Genomic DNA, 26,590 nt, shown 5'->3' with positions numbered 1-26,590 from the left:
GTCGAAGAAGTCGAAGAACCCAGCGCCATCACCACTTTGGCACCGAACGACGGGGCCGACCCGCAGGCGGTGCGGTCCTGGCTGCTCGCCGAGCGCCGGATTCTGACCACTTTCGCCGGGGTGCAGCGCGCGCCGCTGGAACTGACCGCACCGGTGCTGCGGATCTCGCCGCACGTCGATATCACGGCCGACCAGCTGGAGACGTTCGCCGAGGCGCTCATCGCCGCGACCGCCGCGACATCTGCCTGAGAGCTAACCCGCCTTGTGCGCCGTCAACAGGTAGGCCGGCATCTTCATCCGGCCCTTCTCGTCGCGGTCGTGCTGCGGACCGTCGGGGACCGGCGGAATGTTGGCGTGGATGAAGGCCGGCCGGATCTCGTCGATCTCCCAGTATTTGCTCACCGCGTCACGCAATTCGTCCTCATCGACTTCATTGGGCTTGGCTTCCCATTCGGCGGGGAAGGCGCCCTTGGCGAAGACCAGCACGAAGTAGTTGGCTCCCGGGGCCGCCGCGCGGTGCACCGAGCGCAGGTAGCCGTCGCGTCCCTCGACGGGCAGCGAGTGGAACAGCGTGCTGTCGGCCACGGTGGCGAACCGCCCGTCGTAGCCGGTGAACGACGTGATGTCGGCCTGTACGAAAGTAGCCGTGGGCAGGCCGCGGTCGGCCGCCGCTTTGGTCGCCGCCGCGACGGCGGTGGGGGTGAGGTCGATGCCGACCACGGTGTAGCCCTGGGCGGCCAGCGTCAACGACAGCTCGGCGACTCCGCATCCGGCATCCAATACGTCGCTGCGGAACTTGCCGGCCGCGATCAGCGCGGCCAGTTCGGGTTGTGGCTCGCCGATGTTCCACGGCGGCGGGCCTTCGAAATGGGCCTGTTCGCGGTATGCACTGTCCCAGTCCATTACGTGGTCAGACGACATGGTTTCCAACCTACTCCCAGGTGTGCACCGGCTCGTTGGAGTGCATGTGGTCGCAGTACCGGTGCAGCATCTCGGCCAGCGCGGCGGGCCTGCTCATGCCGTCGTCCTGTAGGCGTCGCACCGTGGACACCTGCCAGCTGGCACCGTTGCGCCCCGTCCGGGCCCGGCCCTCGATGACCCCGAGGAACCGGTTGCGGACCTCGGCGTCGACTCCCCAGCGCTGCAATCCCTCGTCGGCGATGGGCAGCAGTGTGTTGAGCACCAGTTCGCGTGCGGTCACCTCGCCCAGTCCGGGCCAGCGCAGCCGGGCGTCGATGCCGTGCCGCGCCGCCGCCAGGAAATTGGCTTCTGCCACATCGAAATTCATCCGCCCCCACAGCGGGTTGTCCGCTTCGGAGAGGCTGCGCAACACGCCGTAGAAGAAGGCCGAATTCGCCAGCATGTCGACGACGGTCGGGCCGGCCGGCAACACCCGGTTCTCCAGCCGCAGATGGGGGCGCCCGTCGGCCACGTCGTACACCGGACGGTTCCACCGGTAGACGGTCCCGTTGTGCAGGCGTAGTTCGGAAAGTTGGGGTATGCGCCCGGCGGCCAACTCGGCGATCGGGTCTTCATCGGACACCTCGGGCAGCAGGGACGGGAAATAGCGGATGTTCTCCCGGTAGAGATCGAGAACGGAGTCGATCCACTGTTCGCCGAACCACACCCGCGGGCGGACGCCCTGCGACTTCAGCTCCTCGGGCCGGGTGTCGGTGGACTGGGTGAACAGCTCGATACGCGTTTCCGCCCACAGCAGGTGCCCGAAGAAGAAGGGCGAATTGGCGCCGAGCGCCAGCTGCGGGCCGGCCGCGATCTGCGCCGCATTCCAGTTGGCAGCGAACGTCTCCGGTGACAATTGCAGATGCAACTGCATGCTGGTGCAGGCGGATTCGGGCGCGATGGTGGCCGTGTGCCAGCTCAGCGGTTCGGGCCCGGAGATGTCGATGGGGATGTCTTCGCCGCGGGCGGTGAAGATCGAGTCGTTGAGGGCGGCGTATCGCGTCGATTCGCTCATCCAGCCCTGGTCCAGGTGTTCGGGCATCAGCGTGGGCAGGATGCCGATCATGACGATGTGGGCGCCGCCGGCGGCGGTGGCCTTGGTCTCGGCCTCGTTCAGGCTGGACCGCACCTCCGCCTCGAGATCCAGCCCGGTGTGTCCGGGCAGCGCGTGCGGCGGCACGTTGAATTCGATGTTGTAGGCGCCTAATTCGGTCTGATACGCCGGATCACCGATGGCGTCGAGCACGTTGCGGTTGGACATCGCCGGCTGGTAGCCGGCGTCGACGAGGTTGCACTCGATCTCCATGCCGGTGAGCGGCTGCTCGGATTCGAAGCATGACTGTTCGAGCATCGTCTCGAAGACGTCCAGGCACAGCTGTACCTTGCGCCGGTATTCCCGGCGGTGTGCGCTGTCGTACGTGGTGCGCTTGACCTCTTCGCCCACAACGCAGATGCAACAGGGTTACCGCCCGTAACGCAAGCTCTCACGCGTCCCAGTTGCCGCCTCGTCTGCCCGGCGGGTAGACCATGATGGACTTTTGACGCAAACGTGTCCGAGCTCACGGGTAAAGGAGTGCAGTTGGCCGAGTTCGTCGCCGCCGTCGACCAGGGGACCACCAGCACTCGCTGCATGATCTTCGATCACCAGGGTGCCGAAGTGGCTCGCCATCAACTCGAGCACGAACAGGTCATGCCGCGAGCCGGCTGGGTGGAGCACGACCCGGTCGAGATCTGGGAGCGCACTTCCTCGGTGCTGACGTCGGTGTTGAACCGGGCCAACTTGGAACCGAAAGACATTGCCGCGCTGGGTATTACGAATCAACGCGAGACGACGCTGGTATGGAACCGCAAGACCGGGCGGCCCTATTACAACGCGATCGTGTGGCAAGACACCCGCACCGATCGGATCGCATCGGCAGTCGAACGCGACGGTCGCGGTGGCGTGATCCGCCGCAAGGCCGGCCTGCCCCCGGCCACCTACTTCTCCGGCGCCAAGCTGCAATGGATCCTGGAGAACGTCGACGGGGTGCGCGCGGCCGCCGAAAGCGGCGACGCTCTGTTCGGTACCGCCGACACCTGGGTGTTGTGGAACCTGACCGGCGGGCCGCGCGGCGGCGTGCACGCCACTGATGTCACCAATGCCAGCCGAACCATGCTGATGAACCTGGAGACGCTGGACTGGGACGATGAACTGCTGTCGTTCTTCTCCATCCCTCGTGCGATGCTGCCGAAGATCGGTCCGTCGTCGTCGCCGCAGCCCTATGGCGCGACGGCCGAGACCGGACCCGCCGGTGGCGAGATACCGATCACCGGCATGCTCGGCGATCAGCACGCGGCGATGGTCGGCCAGGTGTGCCTGTCTGAGGGGGAGGCCAAAAATACCTACGGCACCGGGAATTTCCTGCTGCTCAATACCGGCGAGACGATCGTGCGGTCCGACAACGGGTTACTGACCACCGTCTGCTATCAGTTCGGCGACGCCAAACCCGTGTACGCACTTGAGGGTTCGATCGCGGTGACCGGTGCGGCCGTGCAGTGGCTGCGTGATCAGCTGGGCATCATCAGCGGTGCCGCCCAAAGCGAATCGCTGGCACGTCAGGTCGACGACAACGGCGGAGTGTATTTCGTCCCCGCATTTTCCGGATTGTTCGCCCCCTACTGGCGCTCTGATGCGCGGGGCGCGGTCGTCGGACTGTCGCGGTTCAACACCAACGCGCACCTGGCCCGCGCAACGTTGGAGGCGATCTGTTATCAGAGCCGCGACGTGGTGGACGCCATGGCGGCGGATTCCGGTGTGCACCTTGAGGTCTTGAAGGTCGACGGCGGTGTCACCGGTAACGATCTGTGTATGCAGATCCAGGCTGATGTGCTGGGTGTGGACGTGGTCCGCCCGGTGGTCGCCGAGACGACCGCGCTGGGCGCCGCCTACGCGGCCGGGCTGGCGGTGGGGTTCTGGGCAGATCCGGCCGACCTGCGTGCGAATTGGCAAGAGGGCAAGCGCTGGTCACCGGCCTGGAACGACGAGCAGCGCGCCGCGGGTTATGCGGGCTGGCGCAAAGCGGTGCAGCGGACCCTGGATTGGGTCGATTTAACCTGATCCAGGGTCCGCTGTTCTGGGGCCTATTCTTCGCCGAGGATGCCGTAGATCTCGCGCCGCGCATTGTTGAGGATGTCGATGACGCGCTGCTGTTGCTCGGTGGAAGCGGTGTAGGCGGACTGCCCGATCGCGCCGAACAACTGTCCGACGGCCGCCCGCAGATTCATGTGGCCTGGGTCGGCGCCTTCGGTGATCTCGTCCCACGGTGCGGTCTCGATCTTTTCGGCTGCCGCGCGGCCCTCTCCGGTCAGCTCGAAAAGCTTCTTGCTGCCGTCGGTTTCGCTCGCGGTGATCAGGTCCTCGTCGTCGAGTAACTGCAGCGTCGGGTAGACCGAGCCGGGGCTCGGCTTCCAAAGTCCATTGCTGCGTTCGGCGATCTGCTGGATCATTTCGTAGCCGTGCATCGGCCGCTCGGCCAGCAGCTTCAAGATGGCCGCTCGCACGTCACCGCGCTTGCCGCGACCCGGTCCGCCACGGCGCCATCCGCCGCGCCCGCGGCCGGGACCGAAGCCGAAGCCCGGGTCAAAGCCCGCGCCCAAACCCGGACCGAAGCCTCGACCGAAGCCCGGACCAAAACCGCGACCGAAGCCGAGCGGGCCCTCGGGGCCGCCGGCGTGATCGCGTAGGTGCTCGCGGAAGTCGCGTCGGGCCTGGCGCCGTGCCTCGTGCAGGGCGCGCCGGTCAACCGGGCCCGGCCCGAAGCCGAATCCCGGCCGGCCGGCGAATGGACCCTCGGGGGGAGTGAATGGGTTGCTCATGTGTATGTCCTTACGTTCAGGGTTGCGCACTGGTCGCACGCTCCGAAACATCACGATATATCGGCAACTTACGTGATGCAACGGAATATGTTGGAAAATATCGGCGGAATGTCACTGACCTGCGACAAACTGGAATCGCTTCGTCGTCTGCGCGGTTTGCGTGCGGCAAACGGGGGAAAATCTATGAGATGGACGCATACGCATACAACAACTTCACGGTCGGGAGCGGGACTGCTCGCGTGGCCGCCTTCGGCCGACCCGACAGCGCCGGGCGCCGCTACGCCTGGCCGTGGGTCAACTGGGGGCTCGCGCTGGGTACGGTGCCTGCCGCGGCACTGGTGATGCTGTTCGCGCTGGGTGCGGTGATGAGCACCGCCGGCTGTAGCGACCGCAGCTGTGGCCAACTAGGCCAGGGCGGGATCAATTTCGGTGTCGCGTTCTATGGGGCGCCCGCGGTTGCCGTTGTCGTCATCGTGATCTCGTTCTTCACCGCCAAATACCGCAGTGGCATAGCGGTTCCGCTGTTCGGATGGGCGCTGCTGGTGGCCGACGTCGTCCTGATGGCGGCGAGTGTGGCCGGTTAGTGCGGCGGTGAGAATCCGGCCGGGAAAGCATCCGGCGTGCCAGGGTTCGCCATGCCGGGTCGGCCCGCTTGCGGTCCCGGCCAACCGACGCCCGGTTGTGGCGGCTGCGGTACCGCTCCCGGCGGCGGACTGGGCCAGCCCTGGTATGCGCCACCGGTCGGTGGCCACGGCGCCGGCCACATCGGGGGTTGCCCCGGCCCGGGCATGACCGGGCGCAGCCGGGCCAGTTCGCGCCGGTGCCGCTCGGCGAGCACGGCGGCCAGCACCAGCTCCGGCGGGGCACCGGGCGGTGGCGGCGGCGCGATGCGGGCGACCACGTCACCGGCGATCCGATAGGCCATCTGCAGGCGAAGCTGGCGGTCGAGCTGCGGTGCCCTGGCGAGGAATTGGCGAGCGACCTCGGCCTGGTTGCCGGACAGACCCGACAGCTGCAGCGATGACGCCCACCATGCCAAGGACGGCGGCATCATCGGCGGGGGGCCTAGCCGTGGTCCGCGCTCGTTGACCACCACCGTGCCGGCGAAGATATCGCCGATTCGTTTGGCCTTGGGCGACAAGATGCTGCAGATGACGGCCGGGCTGCCGAACAGCATCCAGATTTCCACCAGCGATGCCAGGGCGCGAAACAGCGCCTGGCGGAAGCGTTCTGGGCCGCCGTCGTCGGACACGACGCGTAGCCCCATCGCGATCTTGCCCACCGAGCGTCCCCGCGTTGCCGTTTCGAGGATCAGCGGATAGCCGACGATCACCAGCACCGTGAATATCAGCAGGACCGCATTGCTCAGCGCGGTGTCGAATTGGGTCAGGGTGGCGGCCCACAGCATCAACCCGAGCAGATAACCGATGACGATGACCACGATGTCGATCAGCGCGCTCAGCGTTCGCACCGGCAGCTGGGCGATCTGCACATCGAGCACCACAGCGTCCCCGGTCACCACCTCCGACATAACTTCGAACGGTACAGGTTGGCCGGGTGTGGCCGGCCGCACTTTGTATTGCCGCCGCTGCGATTAGGCTGCCCAGGGTGGATGTCGATGCATTCGTGCTGGCCCATCGCCCGACCTGGGACCGCCTCGACCGGTTGATCGGACGGCGCCGGTCGCTGTCCGGCGCGGAAATCGACGAACTTGTCGAGCTGTATCAGCGGGTGTCCACCCACCTGTCGATGCTGCGCTCGGCGTCGTCGGATTCGGTGTTGATCGGCCGCCTGTCGAGCCTGGTCGCGCGGGCCCGTTCCGCGGTGACCGGTGCCCATGCGCCATTGAGCAGTGCCTTCATCCGGTTCTGGACGGTGTCGTTCCCGGTTGTCGCGTACCGCACCTGGCGGTGGTGGCTGGCGACGGCGGCGGCATTCTTCGCCGTGGTCGTGATCATGGCGCTGTGGGTCGCCGGCAACCCGGACGTGCAGTCCGCGATCGGAACGCCCGGTGACATCGAGCAATTAATCAACCACGATGTCGAGTCGTACTACAGCGAACATCCGGCCGCCGCGTTCACGCTGCAGATCTGGGTGAACAATTCCTGGGTGTCGGCTCAATGCATCGCCCTGTCAGTGGTGCTGGGACTGCCGATTCCCTTTGTGCTGTTTCAAAATGCCGCCAATCTGGGCGTCATCGCCGGGCTGATGTTTCCGGCCGGCAAGGGCGCACTGCTGCTGGGTCTGCTTGCCCCGCATGGCCTTCTCGAACTCACGGCGGTATTCCTCTCGGGCGCAACAGGAATGCGGCTGGGCTGGTCGGTGATATCGCCCGGAGACCGGCCCCGGGGCCAGGTGCTCGCCGAACAGGGACGCGCCGTCGTCTCGGTTGCGGTGGGACTGGTGGCGGTGCTGCTGGTGTCCGGGTTGATCGAAGCGCTGGTGACGCCATCGCCATTGCCGACGTTCGTGCGGGTCGGTATCGGCATCATCGCCGAGGTGGCGTTCTTGTGCTACGTCGTGTACTTCGGCCGCCGCGGCGTGCGGGCCGGCGAAAGCGGTGATATCGAAGACGCGCCGGACGTGGTCCCCACCGGGTGACCGGCGCCACGCGCAGATGTTGCCTTCGTGACCGGTGTTTACAGCCGCCCGGTCGCTTTCATCGCCAGATAATGATCGGCAAGTGCGGGCGCCAGTTCGGCCGGCGGCGCGTCGACGACTTCCACCCCGCTGCGGCGCAACCGCGTGGCGATCGCGCCGCGGTCATTGCGGGAGCGTTCGGCGGCCGCCGCGTCGTACACCGCCGCGGCATCCGAACGCCCGGCGGCCATTCGGTCGACTCGAGGGTCGGACACCGCGGCCAGCAGCAGGTGATGTTTGGCCGACAGCTGCGCCAGCACGGGCAACAGTCCCTCGTCGAGGGCGGCCGGGTTGAGGTCGGTCAACAGCACCACCAGTGACCGCCGCCTGGCCCGCTGCATGATAGCGGAAACCATTGCTCGCCAATCAGATTCGACAAGCGTCGGTTGCAGCGGCGCCATCGCGTCGACCAGCTGGGCGAGCAATTCGGTGCGCGAGGCACCGAACACCCCGGCGCGGCTCACCCGGTCGTGGGCGAGGAAGTCCACATGGTCGCCGGCCCGCGACGCCAGCGCCGCCAACAGCAGCGCGGCATCCATCGACCAGTCCAGCCTCGGCCAGCCCGCGGGATCGGCGGCGGTGGGATCGACGCCGACGCGCCCCGCCGCGGTACGACCCGTGTCGAGCACGATCACCACCCGCCGGTCGCGTTCGGGGCGCCAGGTACGCACCACCACATCGGCGCGACGCGCGGTAGCGCGCCAGTCGATCGAGCGCACATCGTCGCCGACGACATACTCACGCAACGAATCGAATTCGGTTCCCTGGCCGCGCACCAGCGTGGGCAGCAGGCCGTCGATCTCGCGCAGCTTGGCAAGCCGGGACGGTAGGTGCTTGCGGGACAAGAACGGCGGCAGCACCCGCAGCCGCCCCGGCACCGATTGCGAGCCCTGTCGTCCCGCCAACCCCAGCGGCCCGATCGATCGCGCGGTGACCACCGTCGCTCGCTGATCACCGCGGCGAACCGGTTGGAGCCGGGTCAGGACGTGCTGATCCTGCCCGGCGGGGATGTTCACCGGGTAGACCCGCGGTTGCGCCCCAGCGCTGGGCGGCCAGGCGTCGCGAATCTGGCCGCGAAATCGGCGGCGGCCGTCGTTGTGGATCAACAGCGCAGATTCCGCCTGCTGCCCGAGCCGGGCGGAGCGATCTGGGGAGCGGAGGTAGCGCAATTTGGCGGTACTGGCCGCCAGCGCGATGTCAACGACCACCAGAGCCACCAGAGCAACCAGCAGAGCCACGAAAGCCGTTGCAGGCCAAGGTGACACCGCGATAGGCAGGACGCAGATCAGTGCGGCCAGCCCGGTGCGTCCGGTCAGAATCACTAGCGGGGCACCGGAACCGACGCCAGAATCCCGTCGAGCACGCCGTCGGACGTGGCCCCTTCGAGCTCGGCTTCGGGTCGAAGCATCACCCGGTGCCGTAGCGTCGGGCGGGCCATCGCCTTCACATCGTCCGGCGTGACGTAATTGCGGCCGGACAGCCAGGACCAGGAACGCGCGGTCGCCAGCAGGGCGGTCGCCCCACGGGGAGACACACCCAGTTGCAGCGCGGGGGACGAGCGGGTGGCCCCGACGATGTCGACGATGTAGCCCAGCACCTCATCGGCCACCAATACGTTTCGGACGGCGTCACGCCCGGCCGCCAGATCGGCAGGCCCGGCCACCGGTTTGATCGCCGACAGATCGCGAGGATCGAAGCCATGCGCGTGCCGGTGCAGAATCGCGATCTCGGCGTCGCGCGGCGGAAGCGTCACATTCAGCTTGAGTAAAAAGCGGTCCAGCTGAGCCTCGGGCAGCTGATAGGTGCCTTCGTATTCGACCGGGTTCTGGGTCGCCGCAACGATAAACGGGTCCGGCAGCGGCTGGGCTTCGCCTTCGACGCTGACCTGGCGCTCTTCCATCGCCTCGAGCAATGCGGCCTGGGTTTTGGGCGGGGTCCGGTTGATCTCGTCAGCCAGCAACAGGTTGGTGAAAACGGGGCCGGGCCGGAACACGAACGCGGCGGTGCGCGCGTCGTACACCAGTGAACCCGTCACATCGCCGGGCATCAGGTCGGGGGTGAACTGCACCCGCTTGAACTCCAGCTGCAGCGCCGCGGACAGCGCCCGGACCAACAGCGTCTTCGCCACTCCCGGAACACCTTCCAGCAACACATGGCCCCGGCACAACAGCGCGATAACCAGGCCGCTGACCACGCCCTCCTGGCCGACGACGGCTTTAGCGAGTTCGCTGCGTAACGCCAGCAGTGCCTCGCGTGCCGATTCAGCGGTGGGGGATTGAGCGGTAGAGGGTTGAGTCACGGGTGTGCGACCTGCCTTTCGATGTCGTCGAGCGCACGGGCAAGTTGTAACAGGTCGTTGTCGGTCGTCGGGGGCGGACCGAACAGATGGTAGGAGACGAACCCCGGATCGGCCCCGATGCGCTGAGCCGCAGTGGTCACCACCGCCGCCGGTGAAGCCCCCGCGCCCAGGCCCAGCCGCGGTAGCAGCCGCGCCACGGTGGCGGCGCGCAGTGCCGAGGCCGCCCGATCTCGCGCCCGCCGGGACCGGTACAACCGGCCGCGACCCTCCACGGTCTCCGACGCACGCACCACCACGGGTAACTCCTCGGCCACCAGTGGCCCGGGCCGGCGTCCCTTCCAGATGGCGACCAGCAGCACCACCAGCGCCAGCTGCCAGAGGATCCAGATCACGTTGGGCGGGATCAACTCGAAAAGCGATGCGCTGGCTGACGATTCACCTTCAACTTGGTGCGGCGCGTACCAGATGAGCCGGGGCCGGTCACCGGCGAGGTTCATCGCCAGCGCGGCGTTGCCCGCTCGCAGCAGGCCGCCGTTGGTCATGAAGTCGGTGCTGCCGACCGCGGTAATGGTTCGTCCGTCGTTGCGGAACCGGATCAGCGCGCCGTCGTAGCAGCGGGTCATCGCCCGGCCGTCTTTGGCCTCGTAGGTGCGGCTCGCCCCGAACCGAACCGGCCCGGCGCGAACGGCTTCGCGCAGAGTGCAATTCGGGTCGAGATCAAAACCGTCGGCTTCGGAGACGCGCACGCCCGGCAGCAGCGCCTCGCGGGTGCGGGTGGTCGGTTCCACCAGCAGCAGATCCGAATGGACGTTGCCCAGCCGGTCCAGCAGCGTGTCGGTCAGGTACTGGCTCTGGGCGACCAGGATCAGCGCGTCGGGGCGAGCCGCGTGTTCGACGTCGGCGATGTTGTCGGCCACCACGACGTCGACCCCGGCGCCGCGCAGCAACTCCACCAGCGCGTGGGCACCGTCGGAGCCGGTCGACGCGGGGTCCATGCGTGCGCCGGGCCGCGGCGCGCTCAGATACGCGTCGACGCCGGCGATGACGGCGAGCACCACTAGCGTGACCAGCACCCAGCGCCACGCGCGCCGGCGCGATGGCGCGGTTTCGGGACGGGCGCCGGTAATCGTCGCCATCACCGCACTTGCGCCCATGAGTCGTGCGCGGCGGGCTGGCCCGGCTCGAGCGGACCGCCCTGCCAGCGGGTCCGCAAGTGGTCGTCCAGGTCGGCAATCATCTGGAAGGCGGGCTGGGTCCCAGGTTGTTCGCCGTACGTGACGTCATTGAAAGCCGTTGCAGCTTGCACTAATTCGTTGGCCAGATGCGGCAATGCGGCGCCTGCGTCGCGGGCCAGCTCGTTGGCCGTGCGGCCGGGGGCCGCCGTCAGCACTCCGGTCTCCTCGAGCTGGCGTGCGACAGCGCGCAGCCGGTGCCGAATCGCGGCGGCCCAATCACCCTCGGCCGCATAGTTCTCCGCTGTCGCGCGATGCTGGGCAGCGGTCAGTTGGGCGGCCTCGAACAGCGAGTAGTCGCCGCCGCGGCGGCTGCGCATGGTGCGCCGCGCGATCTGGATGGCCACTATCACCGCGATCGCCAGCAGGACGAAAAGCACTGTCGCAGTGAACCATCCGCCCGGTATCGAGGAGGTTTTCTGCAACAGCCGGTAGATCGCATCGTTGAGCCAGTCGACGAGATGTTCGCGCGCCGAGCCCTTGGAGTAGATCGGTTTGTTGAGCTCGTCCTGGGCGGCGCGATGTGCGGCCTCGCGGTCGATGTCGATGGAAGGCATCCTCAGCTAGTCCTCGCTCGGCCGCTACAGGGGCCGCGTCAGCCACAAGTTGTCGGTGGACGCGGCCGCATACGGCCCCTGGGCTGCTCCGCTCTGCAGCACCAGATCAAATGCCTCGGCGCGCATCCGGCGGTCGGTGTAGAGCAGGACGATGACGCCCGCGTTGAACGGCGCGGTGATGATCTCGCCGATCGCGGCGCCCACCGACAGCACCGCCGTGCTGACCAGAAAAGCCGTACCGGACGAGGAGATCTGAAGGAACTGGCCGGCGATACTGAACGGCACTGCGACGGCATTGGCGACCACGGAGGTCACCACGAACGCGAGCACCCGGATCCCCAGTACCCGCCAGAAGCCGTTGCGCACCAGCCTGAACGATCGGGTGACCGCGTCGATGACGGGCAGCCGCTCCAGCACGATCAGCACCGGGGCGAACAACACCACCGTGTACAGGAAGACCAGCAACGCGAGGACGCCCAGCCCCAGCGGAATGCCCAACACCACGGCCGCTGCGGCATTGCCGATCGCCGCCAGCACGCCGATGCACACCGCGACCAGCCCGACCAGCGCCGCCAGCACGACGGCCTCCAGCAGGGCCAGACCAAGCAGGGCCAGCAGCCGGCCGCGGATCTTGACCCAGGTTTCACCGATGGTGATCGGTGAGCCGAACACTGCCCGCCCGACGATGACGGTGAGCATGCCGGACAACAGCATGCCGCCTAGCCAGCCGACCAGAAGGCCGCCGCCAACCGAGGCCGACCAGGCGCCCAGCACCCCCTTGCTCAGTTCGCCGGGCTGGTCGCTGGTGAACCTGTCCGAGGCGGCCAGCGGGCCGAAAAAGGCGACCTTGGTGACGATCTGCATGATCACCACGACGATCGCGGTCAGACCTAACGTCGCTTTCGGATTGGCCCGGACATAACCGACGGCGCCGTTGAAGATGTCGCCGAGGGTCAGTGGCCGCAGCGGGATGATGCCGGGTTTGACGGGGCCGTAACCCGAGGGTGTGCCGAAAGGCTGCGGCGACCCATAGCCGAATGGCGATCCGTAACCGGGCGGCGGCCCGTAGCCGGGTGGGGGCCCGAAGCCCGGTGGTGGTCCGTAACCGGGTGGTGGTCCGTAACCGGGTGGGGGCCCGTAGCCGGCTGGCGGCCCGTATCCAGGCGGCGGGCCGTACGCCGCGGGTGGGCCATATTCAGGTGGTGGGCCGTATGCCGGTGGCGGACCAGCCGGATAACCAGGCGGCGGCGCGCTCACCGAGTGCAGCGGCCCTTCAAACCAGCCCTGCAGCCGGGCGCGTCGATCGTCATGGGCTCCATCCTGTCGACGGTCGGGGTATTTCACAACGTCGCCCCCCTGCCCGGCGCGTAGCGTCTCAGGCATGGCGGAACTCAAATCCCGGCTCCGGGCGGACCTGACCACGGCGATGAAGGCGCAGGACAAGTTGCGAACGGCCACCCTGCGGATGCTGTTAGCTGCTATCCAAACCGAGGAAGTTTCCGGCAAGCAGGCCAAAGACCTCACTGACGAAGAGATCATCAAGGTGCTGGCCAAGGAATCCCGCAAGCGGAGCGAATCCGCGGAGATCTACACCCAGAACGGTCGCGGAGAGCTGGCCGCCAACGAGCACGCCGAGGGCCGGATCATCGACGAGTACCTGCCCACCCCCCTCACCGAGGCCGAGGTGGCCGACGTCGCCGACACCGCGATCGCGCAGGTCGCCGAGGAAATCGGTGAGCGGCCCGGGATGAAGCAGATGGGCATGGTGATGAAGGCCGCCACCGCGATCGCGGCCGGTAAGGCCGACGGCGCCCGCCTCTCCGCCGCCGTCAAAGAGCGCCTGTAGCCAGCCGGGTCAGATCAGCACCCGGGTTCCGTCGTCGCCACGGCGCGTCACGCGCCGGGCATCGAGTTGCTCGAGCAATGGCACCGCCACCCGCCGGGTGGTGCCCAGCGCGCGGCGCGCCTCACTGACGGTGAATGGTTGCGGCAGCGTTGCCAGCACGACGGCGGCACGGTCCAGCGCGTCGGGGCCCAGCACCACGCCGTCGGCGATCCGGGTCAGCCGCCCGGCCCGCACCGCCGCGGCCAGCTCGCGCGGCCCCAGCTTCAGCTCGGCGAGCTCATCGGCCTCGGGCGCCCGGAACGGCTCGGCGGCCAGCCACTCCTGTACCGCGCTCACCGCCTTGTCGACGCGCGCCGGCAGACCCGCCCCGGGCAAGCGGACCAGCCCGTCGGATACCTGTAAGCCGGTGCCCTCCAACAACGTCGGCATGAGCTCGGCCGCGGGCAGCCCAACCTGCTGGCGCAACGTCTCCAGCGGCATTCCCGCCGCGATGTCGTGCTCGCTCGCCCAGCGCCCCACCGCCGCCGTCGCGTCCTCGCGCCGCGCCGCCCACCACTGCGGATCCACCACCCAGTCGCCCACCTGCTGCCCGCGCGGCGGCAGACCCATCGCGCGCAGATCGGCCGCTCGCGCGACGTCGGGCGCCCGGACCCGGCCCGTCGCCAGCTCTTCGGCGCGAATCCGCGCCGCGCCGCGCCGGCGCAGCCCGGGTGGGCGGACGTCCAGCACTTCGATTCCCGCCGCGATCCGGTGCTGGCCGGGGTCGCGGAGTAAGCCGATATCTCCCACCCGCAACGGCAGCGGCCTGGCCAGCCGCAACCGCGCCGCGACCGGCCCCAACGGGCGCACCTGCACCGGCACGGCCGCCGACCCGATGTGCAGCACGAGCTGGCGGTGCAGAGTGTCGGCGGATCGCAGGGCGACGTCGATCTCGGTGGTGTCCAGCCACGCGCCGGGCGTGCGCACGGTGTCCCCGCGGCCGATGTCGTGGCGGTCGATGGCCCGCAGATTCAGCGCGACCCGCGAAACTGGGCCCACCGCGTCCGCAACGCGCCCCAACGATTGCAGGCCGCGGACGGTGACGAGCCGCCTGGCGTGCTCGAGTTCGTCGCCCACCCGTACCGTGCCCGCGGCCAGCGTGCCGGTGACGACGGTGCCCGAGCCCCGAACGGTGAAGCTGCGGTCGATCCAGAGCCGCACGTCGGCGCCGGGGTCCGGCACGGGCAGCCGGTCGGTCAGCGCCAGCAGTTCGGCGCGCACCCGGTCGAGGTCGGTGCCAATCGCGACGGGACTGCCGGCAAGTGAGGTGGCGGCAAGGCGTTCCGACGCCTGCGCGATGGCCGGACCGGGATCGGCGAGGTCGGCCTTGTTGATCACCAGCAGCCCATGGCGGACCCCGAGCGCATCCAGCGCCGCGAGATGCTCTTCGGACTGCGGCATCCAACCTTCGGTGGCGGCCACCACAAACATCACCGCCGGGACCGCGCCGACGCCGGCGAGCATGTTGGCCACGAACCGCTCATGGCCCGGCACGTCGACGAAGGCGAGCTGCCGGCCCTCGATCTCGGTCCACGCGAAGCCCAGGTCGATGGTCAGGCCCCGCCGCTGTTCTTCGGCCAGCCGATCCGGCCACATGCCGGTAATCCGTTGCAGCAGAGTCGATTTACCGTGATCGACGTGCCCGGCGGTGGCTAGGACGAACACGCCCGTACCGCCGCGGCCAGCAACTCGTCGTCCTCGGGTGGCACCGTGCACAGGTCCAGTAGGCACCGGCCGCCCTCCAGGCGGCCGACGACCGGCGGGCTGCCGGTGCGCAGCGCGGCGGCGTAGGACTCGGGCAGGCTCACCGCGGCGCTGGGTAATTCGACGCCGGGCGCCCCGCCGCCGCCGACGGCCGCAACGCAGTCCACCGCGACGGCTCCGGGCAGCCCGGCGGCCAGCGCTTCGGCCCGGGCCCGCAGCAGCGCCACATCGGCGGCCAGCGCCTGCGCCACCGGCGGAGACGGCCCCAGCAGCGTCGCTTCCAGTGCGGCCAACGTCAGCTTGTCGACCCGCAGGGCGCGCGCCGCAGGGTGGCGGCGAATCCGCTCGATCAGCTCGGCGCCGCCGAAGAGCAGCCCCGCCTGCGGCCCACCGAGCAGTTTGTCCCCACTCGCGGTCACCAGGTCGGCACCGGCGGCCAGCATCGACGTCGCATCCGGCTCGTCGGGCAGCGCCGGATGCGGCGACAACAACCCGGAACCGATGTCGACCACCAGCGGGAGGTCGTGCTTGCGCAGTTCCGGCGCCAGCGTCGCGACATCGACGGCCGAGGTGAACCCGCTGACGTGGAAGTTGGACGGATGCACCTTCAGCACGAAACCGGTCTGCGGCCCGAGCGCCTCGGTGTAGTCCCGCAGGCTGGTGCGGTTGGTGGTGCCGACCTCGCGCAGCCGCGATCCGGTGGATTCCAGTAGCTCGGGGATGCGGAACCCGTCACCGATTTCCACCAGTTCGCCACGGCTGAGCACGATTTCCTGGCCGGGCGCCAGCGTCATGGCGGTCAACAGCAGCGCGGCGGCGTTGTTGTTGACGACGTGCACGCCGCCGGCGACCGGGACCGCATCCGCCAGCGCGGCCAGCGCGCCCCGGCCGCGGCGCGCACGCCGGCCCGTCGCCAGGTCGAACTCGACGTCGGTGGCGCCGCCGGCGGCGACCACCGCATCCAGCGCGGCCCGCGACAGCGGGGCGCGGCCCAGATTGGTGTGCACCACCACGCCGGTGGCGTTGATGACCGGCCGCAGGCTCGAGGCGGTGGCGGGAAGCGCGGCGACGGCGTGCTCGGCGACCTGCTCGGGCGCGATCTCCCCGGCGCGTGCCCGCTGTTGCGCCGCGGTGATCACCGACTTCACCAATGCGCGGCCCAGCACCCGCTGCGCTTCTACCAGGCGCGGATCGGCGAGCAGTGTGTCGGTGCCCGGCACCCGCCGGCGCGGGTCAGTCATGCCGGGCCCGGAAGAGTATGGCGGAGGCGGACGGGAATCGAACCCGCCAGCGGCAGCGTCTGCCGTTCGACGGTTTTGAAGACCGCGCCGGTCACCAGACCGGGCACGCCTCCTTGAGCCATGGCGCCAATTGTCGCAGTCGCTCCGGCACGGGCACCATGGACGCCGTGACATACCGACTGACTCAATACGCCCATGGCGGCGGTTGCGCCTGCAAGATCCCGCCCGGTGAGCTCGAAAACGTGGTCCGCGGCTTGGGCGCCAACCCACCGCGCGATCCGCTGGGAGAGTTGCTGGTGGGTTTGGACAACGGCGACGACGCCGCGGTGGTGCGCATCCAGGACGGTACGGCGCTGATCGCGACGACGGACTTCTTCACCCCGGTGGTGGACGACGCCTACGACTGGGGCCGGATCGCGGCCACCAACGCGCTGTCCGACGTCTACGCCATGGGCGGACGCCCGGTGGTCGCGGTGAACCTGCTGGGCTGGCCGCGCGATGTGCTGCCGTTCGAGCTGGCCGCCGAGACGCTGCGCGGTGGGCTGGACGTGTGCGCCCTGGCCGGCTGCCACCTGGCCGGCGGGCACAGCGTCGATGATCCCGAACCCAAATACGGGCTGGCGGTCACCGGAATTGCGGATCCAAATCGTTTGCTGCGCAACGACTCCGGTAAGCCGGGAACGCCGCTGTCGCTGACCAAGCCGCTCGGTGTCGGCGTGCTGAACAACAGGCACAAGGCCACCGGTGAGCGCTTCGAAGAGGCGGTCGCCGTGATGACCACGCTGAACGCCGAAGCGGCTGCGGCCGCGGTGTCGGCCGGCGTCGAATGTGCAACTGACGTCACCGGTTTCGGTTTGCTCGGACATCTGCACAAGCTGGCCCGGGCCAGCGGCGTGACGGCGGTGCTCGACTCGGCGGCGGTGCCTTACCTGGATGGCGCGCGCGAGGCGCTGGCGGCCGGATACCTCAGCGGGGGCACCCGGCGAAACCTCGACTGGGTGGCACCGCACATCGACTTGTCCGCCGTGAGCCAGGACGACGCCCTGTTGCTCGCCGACGCGCAGACCTCCGGCGGGCTGCTGATCGCCGGAGAGATTCCGGGGGCGCCCGTCATCGGCGAACTGATCCCGCGCGGCGAGCACACCATCGTGGTGCGCTGATCGCGCCGATCGCATTAGGGTGTGGACATGGCCCTGCGCAAAGTGTTTCTGGAATGGCCCGTCCTGCGCCAGTTGCGGTCGACCGACAAGCTCGGCCGCGGTGCGGCGGTGACCTCCAAACACACCCGCACGCTGACCCCGCGCACCACCACCGCCGACCGGGTCGTGCAAAGCATCTGCCCGTACTGCGCGGTGGGCTGCGGCCAGAAGGTGTACGTCAAGGACGAGAAGGTCGTTGCGATCGAGGGCGATCCCGACTCGCCGATCTCGCGGGGGCGCTTGTGCCCCAAGGGTTCGGCCAGTGAGCAACTGGTCAACTCACCCGGGCGGCAGACCAAGATGCTCTACCGCGCCCCGCGCGCGACCGAATGGCAGTCGCTGGATCTCGACACCGCCATCGACATGGTGGCCGACCGGTTCGTCGAGGCCCGCCGCCACGCCTGGCAGGACATTGATAAGAAGGGCCATCCGCTGCGGCGCACCATGAAGATCGCCGCCCTCGGCGGCGCCACCCTGGACAACGAAGAGAACTACATCATCAAAAAGCTCTTCACCGCCGCCGGCGCCATTCAGATCGAGAACCAAGCTCGTATTTGACACAGCGCCACGGTTCCCGGTCTGGGGACCTCCTTCGGGCGCGGTGGCGCCACCCAAACACTGCAAGACATGGCCAACGCCGACTGCATCATCATCCAGGGCTCCAACATGGCCGAGTGTCACCCGGTGGGATTCCAGTGGGTTGAGGAGGCAAAAGCCCGCGGCGCGAAGGTGATTCACGTCGATCCGCGATTTACTCGCACCTCGGCGGTGTGCGACAAGCATGTCCCGATCAGGGCCGGCTCCGACGTCGTACTGTTGGGCGCGCTGATCAACCATGTAATAAGCAACGGCCTGTGGTTCAAGGAGTATGTCGTCGCGTACACCAACGCGGCCACCCTGATCAACGAAAATTACCGTGACTCAGAGGATTTGGGCGGGTTGTTCTCCGGCTTCGATGCCGAGACGGGACAGTATGACCCGTCGACCTGGGCCTACGCGGGGCAAGAAGAGGACGAGGGGCGCGCCGAGCACGGGGCCAGTGCGTCGGCCCGGGCTGCCGGTGATGTGCACGGCAGCGGCGGTCCACCGTTGCCGCACGCTCGCGTGTTGCGCGACGAGACGTTGCAACATCCGCGCACGGTATTCCAGATCGTCAAGCGGCATTACGCCCGCTATACGCCGCAGATGGTGAGGGACGTCTGCGGGATCAGCCTCGAAGACTTCGACTACCTCGCCCGCGCGGTCAGCGAAAACTCCGGCCGCGAACGCACCACCTGCTTCGCCTACGCGGTCGGCTGGACGCAGCACACGCTGGGTGCCCAATTCATCCGCACCGCAACGATTCTGCAGCTGCTGCTGGGCAACGTCGGACGCCCGGGCGGCGGCATCATGGCGCTGCGCGGCCACGCCACCATTCAGGGCTCCACCGACATCCCGACGTTGTTCAACCTGCTGCCCGGCTATCTGTCGATGCCCAAAGCCGGTGTGCACGACACGTTCAGTGAATACATCGAGGCGGTCGGCCCGAAGAACCAGAAGGGTTTCTGGGCCAACGCGGACACCTACATGATCAGCCTGCTCAAGGCGTGGTGGGGCGACGCCGCCTCCGAGGAGAACGACTGGGCCTACGACTATCTGCCGCGGCTGTCCGGGCCGCACGGCACGTATCAGACGGTGATGTCGATGCTCGATGACGAGGTCGACGGGTACTTCTTGGTCGGCCAAAATCCGGCCGTCGGATCGGCACACGGCCGGATGCAGCGCATGGGCATGTCGCACCTGAAGTGGTTGGTGGTGCGCGACCTGAACCTCATCGAGTCGGCCACCTTCTGGAAGGACGGCCCCGAGATCGCTTCGGGCGAGCTGAAAACCGAGGACATCGAGACCGAGGTGTTCTTCTTCCCGGCGGCGACGCACGTCGAGAAGGCCGGCTCGTTCACCCAGACCCAGCGACTTGTGCAGTGGCGGCACAAGGCCGTCGAGCCGCCCGGCGACTGCCAGAGCGATATGCAGTTCTTCGTTGAACTGGGCCACCGAATAAGGCAGCGGTTGGCCGGGTCGACCGATCCGCGCGACCGCCCGCTGCTCGACCTGACGTGGGACTATCCGATCGACGAGAATGGCGAGCCCGACCCCACAGCGGTGCTGGCCGAGATCAGCGGCTGCTACCTGAGCGGGCCCGAAGCCGGCAAGCCCGTGCCCGGATACACCGAACTTGCGGCCGACGGGTCGACGGCATGCGGCTGCTGGATCTATTCCGGCGTGTACGCCGACGGTGTCAACCAAGCCGCTCGCCGGGCGCCGCTCGGCGGCCCGACGCCGAGTCAGTCCGAATGGGGTTGGGCGTGGCCGGCCGACCGACGGATTCTGTACAACCGCGCCTCGGCCGACCCCGACGGAAAGCCGTGGAGCGAGCGCAAGCGCTACATCTGGTGGGACGAGCAGAAGGCCCGTTGGGTCGGCGACGACGTGCCCGATTTCCCCGTCGACCGCGCGCCACATGTCCGGCCAGACCCGGACGTTGGCGGCCCGGATGCATTGGCGGGCGACGATCCGTTCATCATGCAGGCCGACGGCAAGGCTTGGCTGTTCGCGCCCAAGGGCATGGTGGACGGTCCGCTGCCCACCCACTACGAGCCGCAGGAGTCGCCGGTCGCAAACGCGCTCTACCCGCAGCAACAGAATCCGTCACGAATCATGTTCCCGCGCAAGGACAACCTCTGGGCGCCGAGCGCCGGCGATCCCGGCGTGGAGGTCTATCCGTATGTGTTCACCACCTACCGGCTCACCGAGCACCACACCGCCGGCGGAATGAGCCGGTGGCTGCCCTACCTGTCCGAGCTGCAGCCCGAGATGTTTTGCGAGGTGTCCCCGGAACTCGCCGCCGAACGCGGGCTGGAGCCGTATGGGTGGGCGACCATCATCTCGCCGCGGGCGGCGATCGAGGCGCGGGTGCTGATCACCGAACGGATGACCCCGCTGGTCATCGGCGGACACACCGTGCACCAGATCGGGTTGCCGTACCACTGGGGCGTGGGCAGTGACGCGGTGGTGAGCGGCGACGCGGCCAACGATCTGCTCGGCGTGACCCTGGACCCGAACGTGCAGATCCAGGAGTCCAAGGCCGGGTCGTGCGACATCCGTCCGGGCCGCCGTCCGCAGGGCGAGGCGCTGCTGCGGGTGATCGAGGAGTACCAGTCCCGCGCCGGGGTAACCGTGGAGACGGACAATATTCGGATCACCGAGCCTCGGAAGGAGCGCTGATGGGCCAGCTGAGCGGACCGACCGACCCGGCCGCGGCTGCCGGTTGGTCAGATGTCAAGCCGCGCAAGGGATTTTTCACCGACACCTCGATCTGCATCGGCTGCAAGGCCTGCGAAGTGGCGTGCAAGGAGTGGAATCGCAATCCGCGCGACGGCGATCTGGAACTGTTGGGCTCGTCCTACGACAACACCGGGGCGCTGGGCGCGAGCACCTGGCGACACGTGGCCTTCATCGAGCAGGGCCGCGACCGCATCGAGGAAGCGCGTGAATCCGGCCGCGCGCTGGTCAGTTTGGGCATGCCCGCGATCCCCGGATCCCAAGATGCTCAGGCAGATACGAAGCCGCCGGACACCCCGGAGTTCCGCTGGCTGATGTCGTCGGATGTCTGCAAGCACTGCACCCACGCGGGCTGCCTGGACGTCTGCCCGACGGGCGCGTTGTTCCGCACCGAGTTCGGCACCGTCGTGGTGCAGCACGACGTGTGCAACGGCTGCGGAACATGCGTGGCGGGCTGCCCGTTCGGCGTGGTCGAGCGCCGCAGCGACGGCACCTACGCGACACCGGTGGAACGGCCCGGCCGCCCGAAGGAGGATTTCGTCACCGGCGTGGCCCAGAAGTGCACGCTGTGCTACGACCGGCTCGTCGAGGACCAGACACCCGCCTGCGCCCAGACCTGTCCGACCACGTCGATCAAGTTCGGCAATCACGACGAGCTGGTGGACCAGGCGCGGACGCGGGTGGCGCAGCTGCACGCCGAAGGCCGCACCGAGGCAAGGCTTTACGGCGCCAACGAGAACGACGGCGTAGGCGGAATCGGGTCGGTCTTCTTGTTGCTCGACGAGCCGGAGGTTTACGGCCTGCCGCCCGACCCGCGGGTCTGCACGGCCGACCTGCCGACCATGTTCAAGCGGGCGAGCATGGCCGCGGCCGGTATGGTGGGCGCGGCGGTGTGGGCCTTCTGGAGGAGCCGATGAGCACGTCGGAATTCGACAGTTTGCGCCCACCGGAGCCCACCGGCGGGAAGCGGCGGCGGCGCGGTGACGGCAAGCGGCGCCGCCGCGACGAGTCGTTGATGGTCCCCGAAGCGGAGTTCACTTCGTATTACGGACGCCCGGTGGTCAAACCGGCGCCATGGGGACACGAAGTAGCGGCATACCTCTTTTTGGGCGGTGTAGCCGGCGGCTCCGGTCTGCTGGCGGCCGGCGCGCAGCTCACCGGCCGAAACACATTGCGCCGCAACACCAGGCTGTCCGCCCTGATCGCGGTGGCCCTCGGCGCGGTCGCCCTGGTGAAGGATTTGGGCCGCCCCGAGCGTTTCGTCAACATGCTACGGACGGTCAAGCTGACCTCGCCGATGAGCATCGGTTCGTGGATTCTGAGCTTGTTTTCCGCCGGCATGGGAGTTGCCGCGGCGGCCGAGGTCGACCGGATGACCGGCGGGCGAATCCCGTTGGGCCCATTGCGCCCCGTGCTGCGCGCCGCGGAGGGACCAGCCGGATTGGAAGCCGCCGTGTTCGCCGCACCGCTGGCCGTCTACACCGCGGTGCTGCTCACCGACACCGCGACCCCGACCTGGAACGCGGCATACCGGGACCTGCCGTTCGTGTTTGTCAGCTCGGCGAGCCTGGCCGGATCGGGGTTGGCGATGATCACCACGCCGGTCGCCGAGGCCGGGCCCGCGCGCAAACTGGCCGTCATCGGTGCGATCGGCGACCTGATCTCGGCCAGGTTCACCGAATACCGGATGGACCCGGTGACCAGGGAACCGCTGCACCACGGCAGGCCCGGCCGGCTGCTGAAGGCCAGCGAATGGCTTGCTGCCGCAGGCGGTTTGGGTGCGCTGCTGGGCGGCCACCACCGTGGTGTCGCCGCCTTGTCCGGCCTGACGTTGCTGACCGCATCGGCAATGCTGAGATTCGGTTTCTTCGAGGCGGGCATCGAATCGGCAGGCGACCCCCGCTATACGATCGAGCCGCAGAAACGCAGGCTCGCCGCCCGCCGGGCGGCCGGTGTTACCGGCGATTCCATCACCACCGCGGGCTGACGGCACCCGCGCGACGCACCGCAGGAGGGTGCGGAAGTAAAGCGGTGCGCAACCGCGCCTCGTTTGCGCTCGATGCAGTCGGGTACTCGTCACGCATGACGAATTTTGGCTACACTTTGATGACCGAGCAGAGTGGACCCAAAGATCTTGTCCAGTACGCCGTTTCGGCTGAAGAGCGCGGCTTCGACTTTCACGTGTGCAGTGACCACTTCTCGCCGTGGCTCACTTCACAAGGACACGCGCCAAACGCCTGGGCAGTGCTGGGTGCGGTGGCACAAGCCACCGAACGGGTCGACCTCTACACCTACGTGACGTGCCCGACGATGCGGTATCACCCAGCCATCGTCGCGCAGCAGGCGGCCACCGTGCAGATCCTGTCCGATGGCCGCTTCACTCTGGGCCTGGGCAGCGGTGAAAACCTCAACGAACACGTCGTCGGCAAGGGCTGGCCGATCGTCACGCGCCGGCAGGACATGTTGCGCGAGGCCATCAAAATCATTCGCGAGCTTTTCGGCGGGCAGTTGGTGGACTTCACCGGTGACTATTACCGGGTCGATTCGGCGCGGTTGTGGGATGTGCCCGAAGTTCCGGTCGGCATCGGTGTGGCCGTCGGGGGCACCAGGGCGGTGGACAAGTTCGCCAAGCTGGCCGATCACCTGATCGCGACGGAGCCCGAGAAAGAACTCGTCGACGCCTGGCACGGTGCCCGCCAAGCCGCCAACCTCGCCGGCGGCGGCCGGGTGGTCGGCCAGATACCGGTGTCGTGGGATCCCGACCGTGACACCGCGGTCAAACGCGCCCACGACCAGTTCCGCTGGTTTGCCGGGGGCTGGAAGGTGAACGCCGACCTACCGACGCCGGCCGGCTTCGCCGGCGCCACCCAGTACGTGCGGCCCGAAGACGTCGCCGAAACCATCCCCTGCGGTCCTGACCTGGATGAGATCGTCGAGGCGGTCCGGCCCTACTGGGAAGCCGGGTTCACCGACATCGCGCTCGTGCAGATCGGCGGAGAAACCCAGGAAAAGTTTCTCAAAGAAGCCGCCCAGCCTTTGCTGGCGGCGCTGCGCGATGCCGCAAACTGAACGCAGGTTTGACCACTTCTCGCCGGGGTATCCGGGTCGCAGTCGAGCGCAGCCACCGAAGCGCAGCAAACCAACGCGCCGGCATGTCGGTAGGACGGGAGCGTGGACCGACCAGAGCGTGCTGGCGGGTGTTGGCCCCGCAGATCGCCGCCATGCTGCCGGCTCGCAGCAGTTACGTTCCGGCCAAGCAGGGGGAGTCAATATGAGCGGCCAAAACGGTGACACCACAAACACACTCGTAAAGACCCTCAGCGGCGCCAGTTTCGGCCTGGGCGTCAGTGAATTGGTAGCGCCGGGGAAAGTCGCCGCGATCGCCGGTGTGGACGACACCACCCGGTCACGGCGTGTGATTCGGGCGCTCGGGGCGCGCGAATGCGGACATGGTGCGGCGTTGCTGGTCGGTCCCCCCAAGCTGGTATGGACTCGGGTGGCCGGCGATGTGCTGGATATGGCGTTGTTGATCGCGGGGGTGGCCGGACGCGGGCCTGGGCGACGGCGCCAGGGCATCATCTCGGCCGCACTACTTTCCGGTATTGCCGGACTCGACGTTTATACGGCGTTGCGAACCACCGGGAACGGGGTTCGACAAGGCGCTTCGCAGTTACGGGCACTTTGATTTAATCGCCGATCGTAGGAAGGGAAGCGACGATGTCAAATGAATTGCAGGGGAAGAAAATAGCCATCCTGGCCGCCGACGGCGTGGAGAAAGTGGAGCTCGAGCAGCCACGTGCGGCGCTGCAGGATGCCGGTGCACAGGTCCAGTTGCTGTCCTTGAAGGACGGCGAAATCCAGGCACGGAATCATGATCTCGAACCGGCCGGCACCTTCGCCGTCGACCGGAAGGTATCCGACGCCTCGGTCGACGAATTCGACGGTCTGCTGCTTCCGGGCGGCACGGTGAATCCGGACAAACTGCGCATGGACAGCTCTGCCGTGTCGTTCGTCCGTGATTTCGTCGGGTCGGGGAAGCCGGTCGCGGCCATCTGTCATGGCCCCTGGACGCTGGCGGAAGCCGGTGTGGCAGTGGGCCGGACGCTGACCTCGTACCCCAGTATCCGAACGGATCTGCGCAATGCGGGCGCTCACGTGGTAGACGAAGAGGTGGTCGTCGACGGAAATCTGATCACCAGCCGCTCGCCCTCAGACCTCCCGGCATTCTGCGCGACCATCCTCAAGCAATTCGCGCATGCGACGGCGGGTTAGCGGCCAAGACTTTTCGGCTGGTCCGTTTGAATGTAGCGGTTTGCGGGCATTATCTGCCCAGGCCGTTGACCGGCGGCAATCCGTGTGAGGTTTTCTTGAAAGGCCAACAGTGACAATCGCGTATCCTGAGCCCGCTATCTCACCCGTTCCCAACGTGTACCAGCCGCAAGAGGACTCCCGGTTGCTGGTGGATGTGATGCACGAAACCGGCCTGATACCGGGCCGGCGTGTTCTCGATCTGTGCACAGGAAGCGGGTATGTCGCAATCGCTGCGGCCGCGATGGGATGCTCCGGTGCGATGGCCTTCGACATATGCCCGCAAGCGGTACGGTGCGCTCGGGAGAATGCGGCGGTGGCCGGTGTCGAGGTCGACATCCGCGAAGGATCCTGGATGGCCGCGGTGGATTCTGCACCATTCGACGTCGTGGTGTCGAACCCGCCCTATGTGCCCACCCCGCCCGGCACCGAGATGGACGACATCTGCCCGGCCGCCGGACCGTCGTGGGCCTGGAACGCCGGCATCGACGGCCGGATGATCCTGGATCCACTATGCGAGACGGTGCCAAAGTTGTTGCGCGACGGCGGATCCCTGCTGCTGGTGCATTCGGCGCTGTCCGGGGTCCAGCAGTCGCTGGATGCGCTGAAATGGGCCGGGATGGATGCGAAAGTGATTGCCTCCAAATGGATACCATTCGGTCCGGTGATGTCGTCTCGGGCGACATGGCTGGAGGAAGTCGGCCTGATACCGCGCGGGCGGCGGGAAGAGGAGCTGATCGTGATCCGCGCGGAGAAGCGATGACCGCTACTCGGGTGCAGGTAGTGCCCAACGGGCCGGTGCTGGTATCGGGCCCGGTGCGAATCGAGATGCCCAACGGCGAGGTCGTCGAATCCGACCGGTTCATGGTCGCCATCTGTACCTGCCGCCGCAGCGGCCGTTACCCGTTGTGCGACACCAGCCATCGCAGGTGCCGACGCGTCACGACGTCGTCTGCTCCAGCGGCCGCCGCAACGACGTCTGACCCTGCTGCCACGACGTCATGATCCATTCTGCCAAGCGGTTTTCGACCGCGGCATGGGCGCGGATGCCGAAAATCACGTCGGGCTCCAGCGTCGGTTCCTGCGCGACCAGATCGCCCACCACGTCGATCCGCACGACGTGTTCGTGCACCGCGTCGGCTTCCACGTGCTCGCTGTAGAACTCGATACAGGCCGCCGGCGCCCCCAGCCGCCGCAACGCTTTCACCATGCGTTGCGATCCGGGCGGTGAGGTGATCTCCGTCGACGCGAAGTGGCCGATGGCCGCGCCGCGCATCGAGCGGTGCAGTCCGAACAGCGACATGAGATTGACCACCGCCAGGGACTCGGCGGGCACCGCGTCCACATAGCCCCAATACGTCGCGTCCAGGCCGGCTGCCGACAGCAGAT

Annotated in this window: 25 protein-coding genes, 1 tRNA gene and 1 pseudogene; 14 read left to right on the top strand and 13 right to left on the bottom strand. The window is 67.8% G+C overall.

Annotated elements, in window-relative coordinates; genetic code table 11:
- Positions 1–249: pseudogene (locus A5625_RS11555) on the top strand (ergothioneine biosynthesis PLP-dependent enzyme EgtE); the annotation flags it as partial.
- Positions 250–252: 3 nt separating this feature from the next.
- Here A5625_RS11555 and A5625_RS11550 read toward each other — a convergent pair.
- Complete coding sequence (locus A5625_RS11550; RefSeq protein WP_066993197.1) at positions 253–921, bottom strand: methyltransferase domain-containing protein; 669 nt, start codon at positions 919–921, stop codon at positions 253–255.
- 10 nt (positions 922–931) lie between these two features.
- A complete protein-coding gene (locus A5625_RS11545) occupies positions 932–2,404 on the bottom strand; it encodes a glutamate--cysteine ligase (protein WP_066993175.1) in 1,473 nt (490 codons plus the stop codon).
- Between the two features lie 186 nt (positions 2,405–2,590).
- Between A5625_RS11545 and glpK the strand changes: the two genes are divergently transcribed.
- Positions 2,591–4,057 carry a glycerol kinase GlpK gene (gene glpK, locus A5625_RS11540; protein WP_232003606.1) on the top strand — a complete coding sequence of 489 codons (1,467 nt, stop codon included), beginning with the start codon at positions 2,591–2,593 and terminating at the stop codon, positions 4,055–4,057.
- A 23-nt stretch (positions 4,058–4,080) separates the two neighbouring features.
- Here glpK and A5625_RS11535 read toward each other — a convergent pair whose 3' ends face one another.
- The gene (locus A5625_RS11535) at positions 4,081–4,815 is read right to left on the bottom strand and encodes a PadR family transcriptional regulator (protein ID WP_066993172.1); all 735 of its coding nucleotides are present in this window, start codon (positions 4,813–4,815) and stop codon (positions 4,081–4,083) included.
- A gap of 188 nt (positions 4,816–5,003) precedes the next feature.
- Here A5625_RS11535 and A5625_RS11530 point away from each other — a divergent pair, with 188 nt between their 5' ends.
- Positions 5,004–5,399, top strand: a complete 396-nt coding sequence (locus A5625_RS11530; protein ID WP_066993168.1) for a hypothetical protein — start codon at positions 5,004–5,006, stop codon at positions 5,397–5,399.
- Here A5625_RS11530 and A5625_RS11525 read toward each other — a convergent pair.
- Positions 5,396–6,346 carry an RDD family protein gene (locus A5625_RS11525; protein ID WP_066993165.1) on the bottom strand — a complete coding sequence of 317 codons (951 nt, stop codon included), beginning with the start codon at positions 6,344–6,346 and terminating at the stop codon, positions 5,396–5,398. The two genes, A5625_RS11530 and A5625_RS11525, sit on opposite strands and share 4 nt — an antisense overlap.
- A gap of 77 nt (positions 6,347–6,423) precedes the next feature.
- On the opposite strand from A5625_RS11525, the gene A5625_RS11520 reads away from it, so the two are divergent.
- Entirely contained in the window at positions 6,424–7,416 is a 993-nt protein-coding gene (locus A5625_RS11520) for a stage II sporulation protein M (protein WP_066993161.1), read from the top strand.
- A 38-nt stretch (positions 7,417–7,454) separates the two neighbouring features.
- On the opposite strand, the gene A5625_RS11515 is transcribed toward A5625_RS11520, so the two are convergent.
- From A5625_RS11515 to A5625_RS11495, 5 genes are read right to left on the bottom strand one after another with little or no spacing between them, the layout of a single operon-like run.
- A complete protein-coding gene (locus A5625_RS11515; protein ID WP_066993158.1) occupies positions 7,455–8,777 on the bottom strand; it encodes a DUF58 domain-containing protein in 1,323 nt (440 codons plus the stop codon).
- Entirely contained in the window at positions 8,777–9,754 is a 978-nt protein-coding gene (locus tag A5625_RS11510) for a MoxR family ATPase (protein WP_066993155.1), read from the bottom strand. Before A5625_RS11510 ends, A5625_RS11515 begins: the two co-directional genes overlap by 1 nt.
- Positions 9,751–10,890 (bottom strand): DUF4350 domain-containing protein, encoded by a 1,140-nt coding sequence (locus tag A5625_RS11505; RefSeq protein ID WP_066993191.1) that lies wholly within the window; start codon positions 10,888–10,890, stop codon positions 9,751–9,753. The genes A5625_RS11510 and A5625_RS11505 overlap by 4 nt, the downstream gene beginning before the upstream one ends.
- Positions 10,890–11,543 carry a DUF4129 domain-containing protein gene (locus A5625_RS11500; protein WP_066993151.1) on the bottom strand — a complete coding sequence of 218 codons (654 nt, stop codon included), beginning with the start codon at positions 11,541–11,543 and terminating at the stop codon, positions 10,890–10,892. Before A5625_RS11500 ends, A5625_RS11505 begins: the two co-directional genes overlap by 1 nt.
- Before the next feature lie 24 nt (positions 11,544–11,567).
- Positions 11,568–12,926: a hypothetical protein gene (locus tag A5625_RS11495; RefSeq protein WP_197516054.1), complete on the bottom strand. Its 1,359-nt coding sequence runs from the start codon at positions 12,924–12,926 to the stop codon at positions 11,568–11,570.
- On the opposite strand from A5625_RS11495, the gene A5625_RS11490 reads away from it, so the two are divergent.
- Positions 12,925–13,389: a GatB/YqeY domain-containing protein gene (locus tag A5625_RS11490; RefSeq protein WP_066993148.1), complete on the top strand. Its 465-nt coding sequence runs from the start codon at positions 12,925–12,927 to the stop codon at positions 13,387–13,389. The genes A5625_RS11495 and A5625_RS11490 overlap by 2 nt on opposite strands.
- A gap of 9 nt (positions 13,390–13,398) precedes the next feature.
- On the opposite strand, the gene A5625_RS11485 is transcribed toward A5625_RS11490, so the two are convergent.
- The 3 genes from A5625_RS11485 to A5625_RS11475 all read right to left on the bottom strand — a co-directional run bounded on the left by A5625_RS11485 (position 13,399) and on the right by A5625_RS11475 (position 16,486).
- Positions 13,399–15,093 carry a selenocysteine-specific translation elongation factor gene (locus tag A5625_RS11485; RefSeq protein WP_066993146.1) on the bottom strand — a complete coding sequence of 565 codons (1,695 nt, stop codon included), beginning with the start codon at positions 15,091–15,093 and terminating at the stop codon, positions 13,399–13,401.
- Positions 15,081–16,373, bottom strand: coding sequence for an L-seryl-tRNA(Sec) selenium transferase (selA, locus tag A5625_RS11480; protein WP_066993142.1), 1,293 nt, complete (start codon positions 16,371–16,373; stop codon positions 15,081–15,083). Before selA ends, A5625_RS11485 begins: the two co-directional genes overlap by 13 nt.
- Positions 16,374–16,391: 18 nt before the next feature.
- Positions 16,392–16,486, bottom strand: a tRNA-Sec gene (locus A5625_RS11475).
- A gap of 45 nt (positions 16,487–16,531) precedes the next feature.
- On the opposite strand from A5625_RS11475, the gene selD reads away from it, so the two are divergent.
- The 9 genes from selD (at position 16,532) to A5625_RS28320 (ending at position 26,206) form a co-directional block, all read left to right on the top strand.
- Positions 16,532–17,533, top strand: coding sequence for a selenide, water dikinase SelD (gene selD, locus A5625_RS11470; RefSeq protein WP_369830003.1), 1,002 nt, complete (start codon positions 16,532–16,534; stop codon positions 17,531–17,533).
- Between the two features lie 27 nt (positions 17,534–17,560).
- On the top strand, positions 17,561–20,836 hold the full coding sequence (gene fdh, locus A5625_RS11460; RefSeq protein WP_156748136.1) for a formate dehydrogenase: 3,276 nt from the start codon (positions 17,561–17,563) through the stop codon (positions 20,834–20,836).
- Positions 20,836–21,810, top strand: coding sequence for a 4Fe-4S dicluster domain-containing protein (locus A5625_RS11455; RefSeq protein ID WP_066993136.1), 975 nt, complete (start codon positions 20,836–20,838; stop codon positions 21,808–21,810). The genes fdh and A5625_RS11455 overlap by 1 nt, the downstream gene beginning before the upstream one ends.
- Positions 21,807–22,880 (top strand): NrfD/PsrC family molybdoenzyme membrane anchor subunit, encoded by a 1,074-nt coding sequence (gene nrfD, locus A5625_RS11450; RefSeq protein ID WP_066993182.1) that lies wholly within the window; start codon positions 21,807–21,809, stop codon positions 22,878–22,880. Before A5625_RS11455 ends, nrfD begins: the two co-directional genes overlap by 4 nt.
- Before the next feature lie 95 nt (positions 22,881–22,975).
- Entirely contained in the window at positions 22,976–23,962 is a 987-nt protein-coding gene (locus tag A5625_RS11445) for an LLM class F420-dependent oxidoreductase (RefSeq protein ID WP_066993133.1), read from the top strand.
- A gap of 202 nt (positions 23,963–24,164) precedes the next feature.
- Entirely contained in the window at positions 24,165–24,578 is a 414-nt protein-coding gene (locus tag A5625_RS11440) for a malate dehydrogenase (protein WP_066993130.1), read from the top strand.
- 32 nt (positions 24,579–24,610) lie between these two features.
- Complete coding sequence (locus A5625_RS11435) at positions 24,611–25,165, top strand: type 1 glutamine amidotransferase domain-containing protein (protein ID WP_066993127.1); 555 nt, start codon at positions 24,611–24,613, stop codon at positions 25,163–25,165.
- 109 nt (positions 25,166–25,274) lie between these two features.
- Positions 25,275–25,964 (top strand): HemK2/MTQ2 family protein methyltransferase, encoded by a 690-nt coding sequence (locus A5625_RS11430; RefSeq protein ID WP_066993124.1) that lies wholly within the window; start codon positions 25,275–25,277, stop codon positions 25,962–25,964.
- A complete protein-coding gene (locus tag A5625_RS28320; RefSeq protein ID WP_082984372.1) occupies positions 25,961–26,206 on the top strand; it encodes a CDGSH iron-sulfur domain-containing protein in 246 nt (81 codons plus the stop codon). Before A5625_RS11430 ends, A5625_RS28320 begins: the two co-directional genes overlap by 4 nt.
- Here the strand turns inward: A5625_RS28320 and A5625_RS11425 are convergent.
- Positions 26,142–26,590, bottom strand: a 449-nt coding sequence (locus tag A5625_RS11425; protein ID WP_197516053.1) for an iron-containing redox enzyme family protein, incomplete at its 5' end; no start/stop codon positions are given. The two genes, A5625_RS28320 and A5625_RS11425, sit on opposite strands and share 65 nt — an antisense overlap.

It is taken from the genome of Mycobacterium sp. 1465703.0 (assembly GCF_001672975.1).
Classification (GTDB): domain Bacteria; phylum Actinomycetota; class Actinomycetes; order Mycobacteriales; family Mycobacteriaceae; genus Mycobacterium.
This window is presented reverse-complemented; position numbering and strand designations above follow the sequence as displayed.

Coding starts and splice junctions, on each gene's coding strand:
- selD (WP_369830003.1), top strand. CDS start 16,532: ATGGACGCCGTGACATACCGACTGACTCAATACGCCCATGGCGGCGGT.
- A5625_RS11525 (WP_066993165.1), bottom strand. CDS start 6,346: ATGTCGGAGGTGGTGACCGGGGACGCTGTGGTGCTCGATGTGCAGATC.
- A5625_RS11495 (WP_197516054.1), bottom strand. CDS start 12,926: ATGCCTGAGACGCTACGCGCCGGGCAGGGGGGCGACGTTGTGAAATAC.
- A5625_RS11490 (WP_066993148.1), top strand. CDS start 12,925: ATGGCGGAACTCAAATCCCGGCTCCGGGCGGACCTGACCACGGCGATG.
- A5625_RS11530 (WP_066993168.1), top strand. CDS start 5,004: ATGGACGCATACGCATACAACAACTTCACGGTCGGGAGCGGGACTGCT.
- A5625_RS11440 (WP_066993130.1), top strand. CDS start 24,165: ATGAGCGGCCAAAACGGTGACACCACAAACACACTCGTAAAGACCCTC.
- selA (WP_066993142.1), bottom strand. CDS start 16,373: ATGACTGACCCGCGCCGGCGGGTGCCGGGCACCGACACACTGCTCGCC.
- A5625_RS11435 (WP_066993127.1), top strand. CDS start 24,611: ATGTCAAATGAATTGCAGGGGAAGAAAATAGCCATCCTGGCCGCCGAC.
- A5625_RS11455 (WP_066993136.1), top strand. CDS start 20,836: ATGGGCCAGCTGAGCGGACCGACCGACCCGGCCGCGGCTGCCGGTTGG.
- glpK (WP_232003606.1), top strand. CDS start 2,591: ATGATCTTCGATCACCAGGGTGCCGAAGTGGCTCGCCATCAACTCGAG.
- A5625_RS11535 (WP_066993172.1), bottom strand. CDS start 4,815: ATGAGCAACCCATTCACTCCCCCCGAGGGTCCATTCGCCGGCCGGCCG.
- nrfD (WP_066993182.1), top strand. CDS start 21,807: ATGAGCACGTCGGAATTCGACAGTTTGCGCCCACCGGAGCCCACCGGC.
- A5625_RS11550 (WP_066993197.1), bottom strand. CDS start 921: ATGTCGTCTGACCACGTAATGGACTGGGACAGTGCATACCGCGAACAG.
- A5625_RS11500 (WP_066993151.1), bottom strand. CDS start 11,543: ATGCCTTCCATCGACATCGACCGCGAGGCCGCACATCGCGCCGCCCAG.
- A5625_RS28320 (WP_082984372.1), top strand. CDS start 25,961: ATGACCGCTACTCGGGTGCAGGTAGTGCCCAACGGGCCGGTGCTGGTA.
- A5625_RS11505 (WP_066993191.1), bottom strand. CDS start 10,890: ATGGCGACGATTACCGGCGCCCGTCCCGAAACCGCGCCATCGCGCCGG.
- A5625_RS11445 (WP_066993133.1), top strand. CDS start 22,976: ATGACGAATTTTGGCTACACTTTGATGACCGAGCAGAGTGGACCCAAA.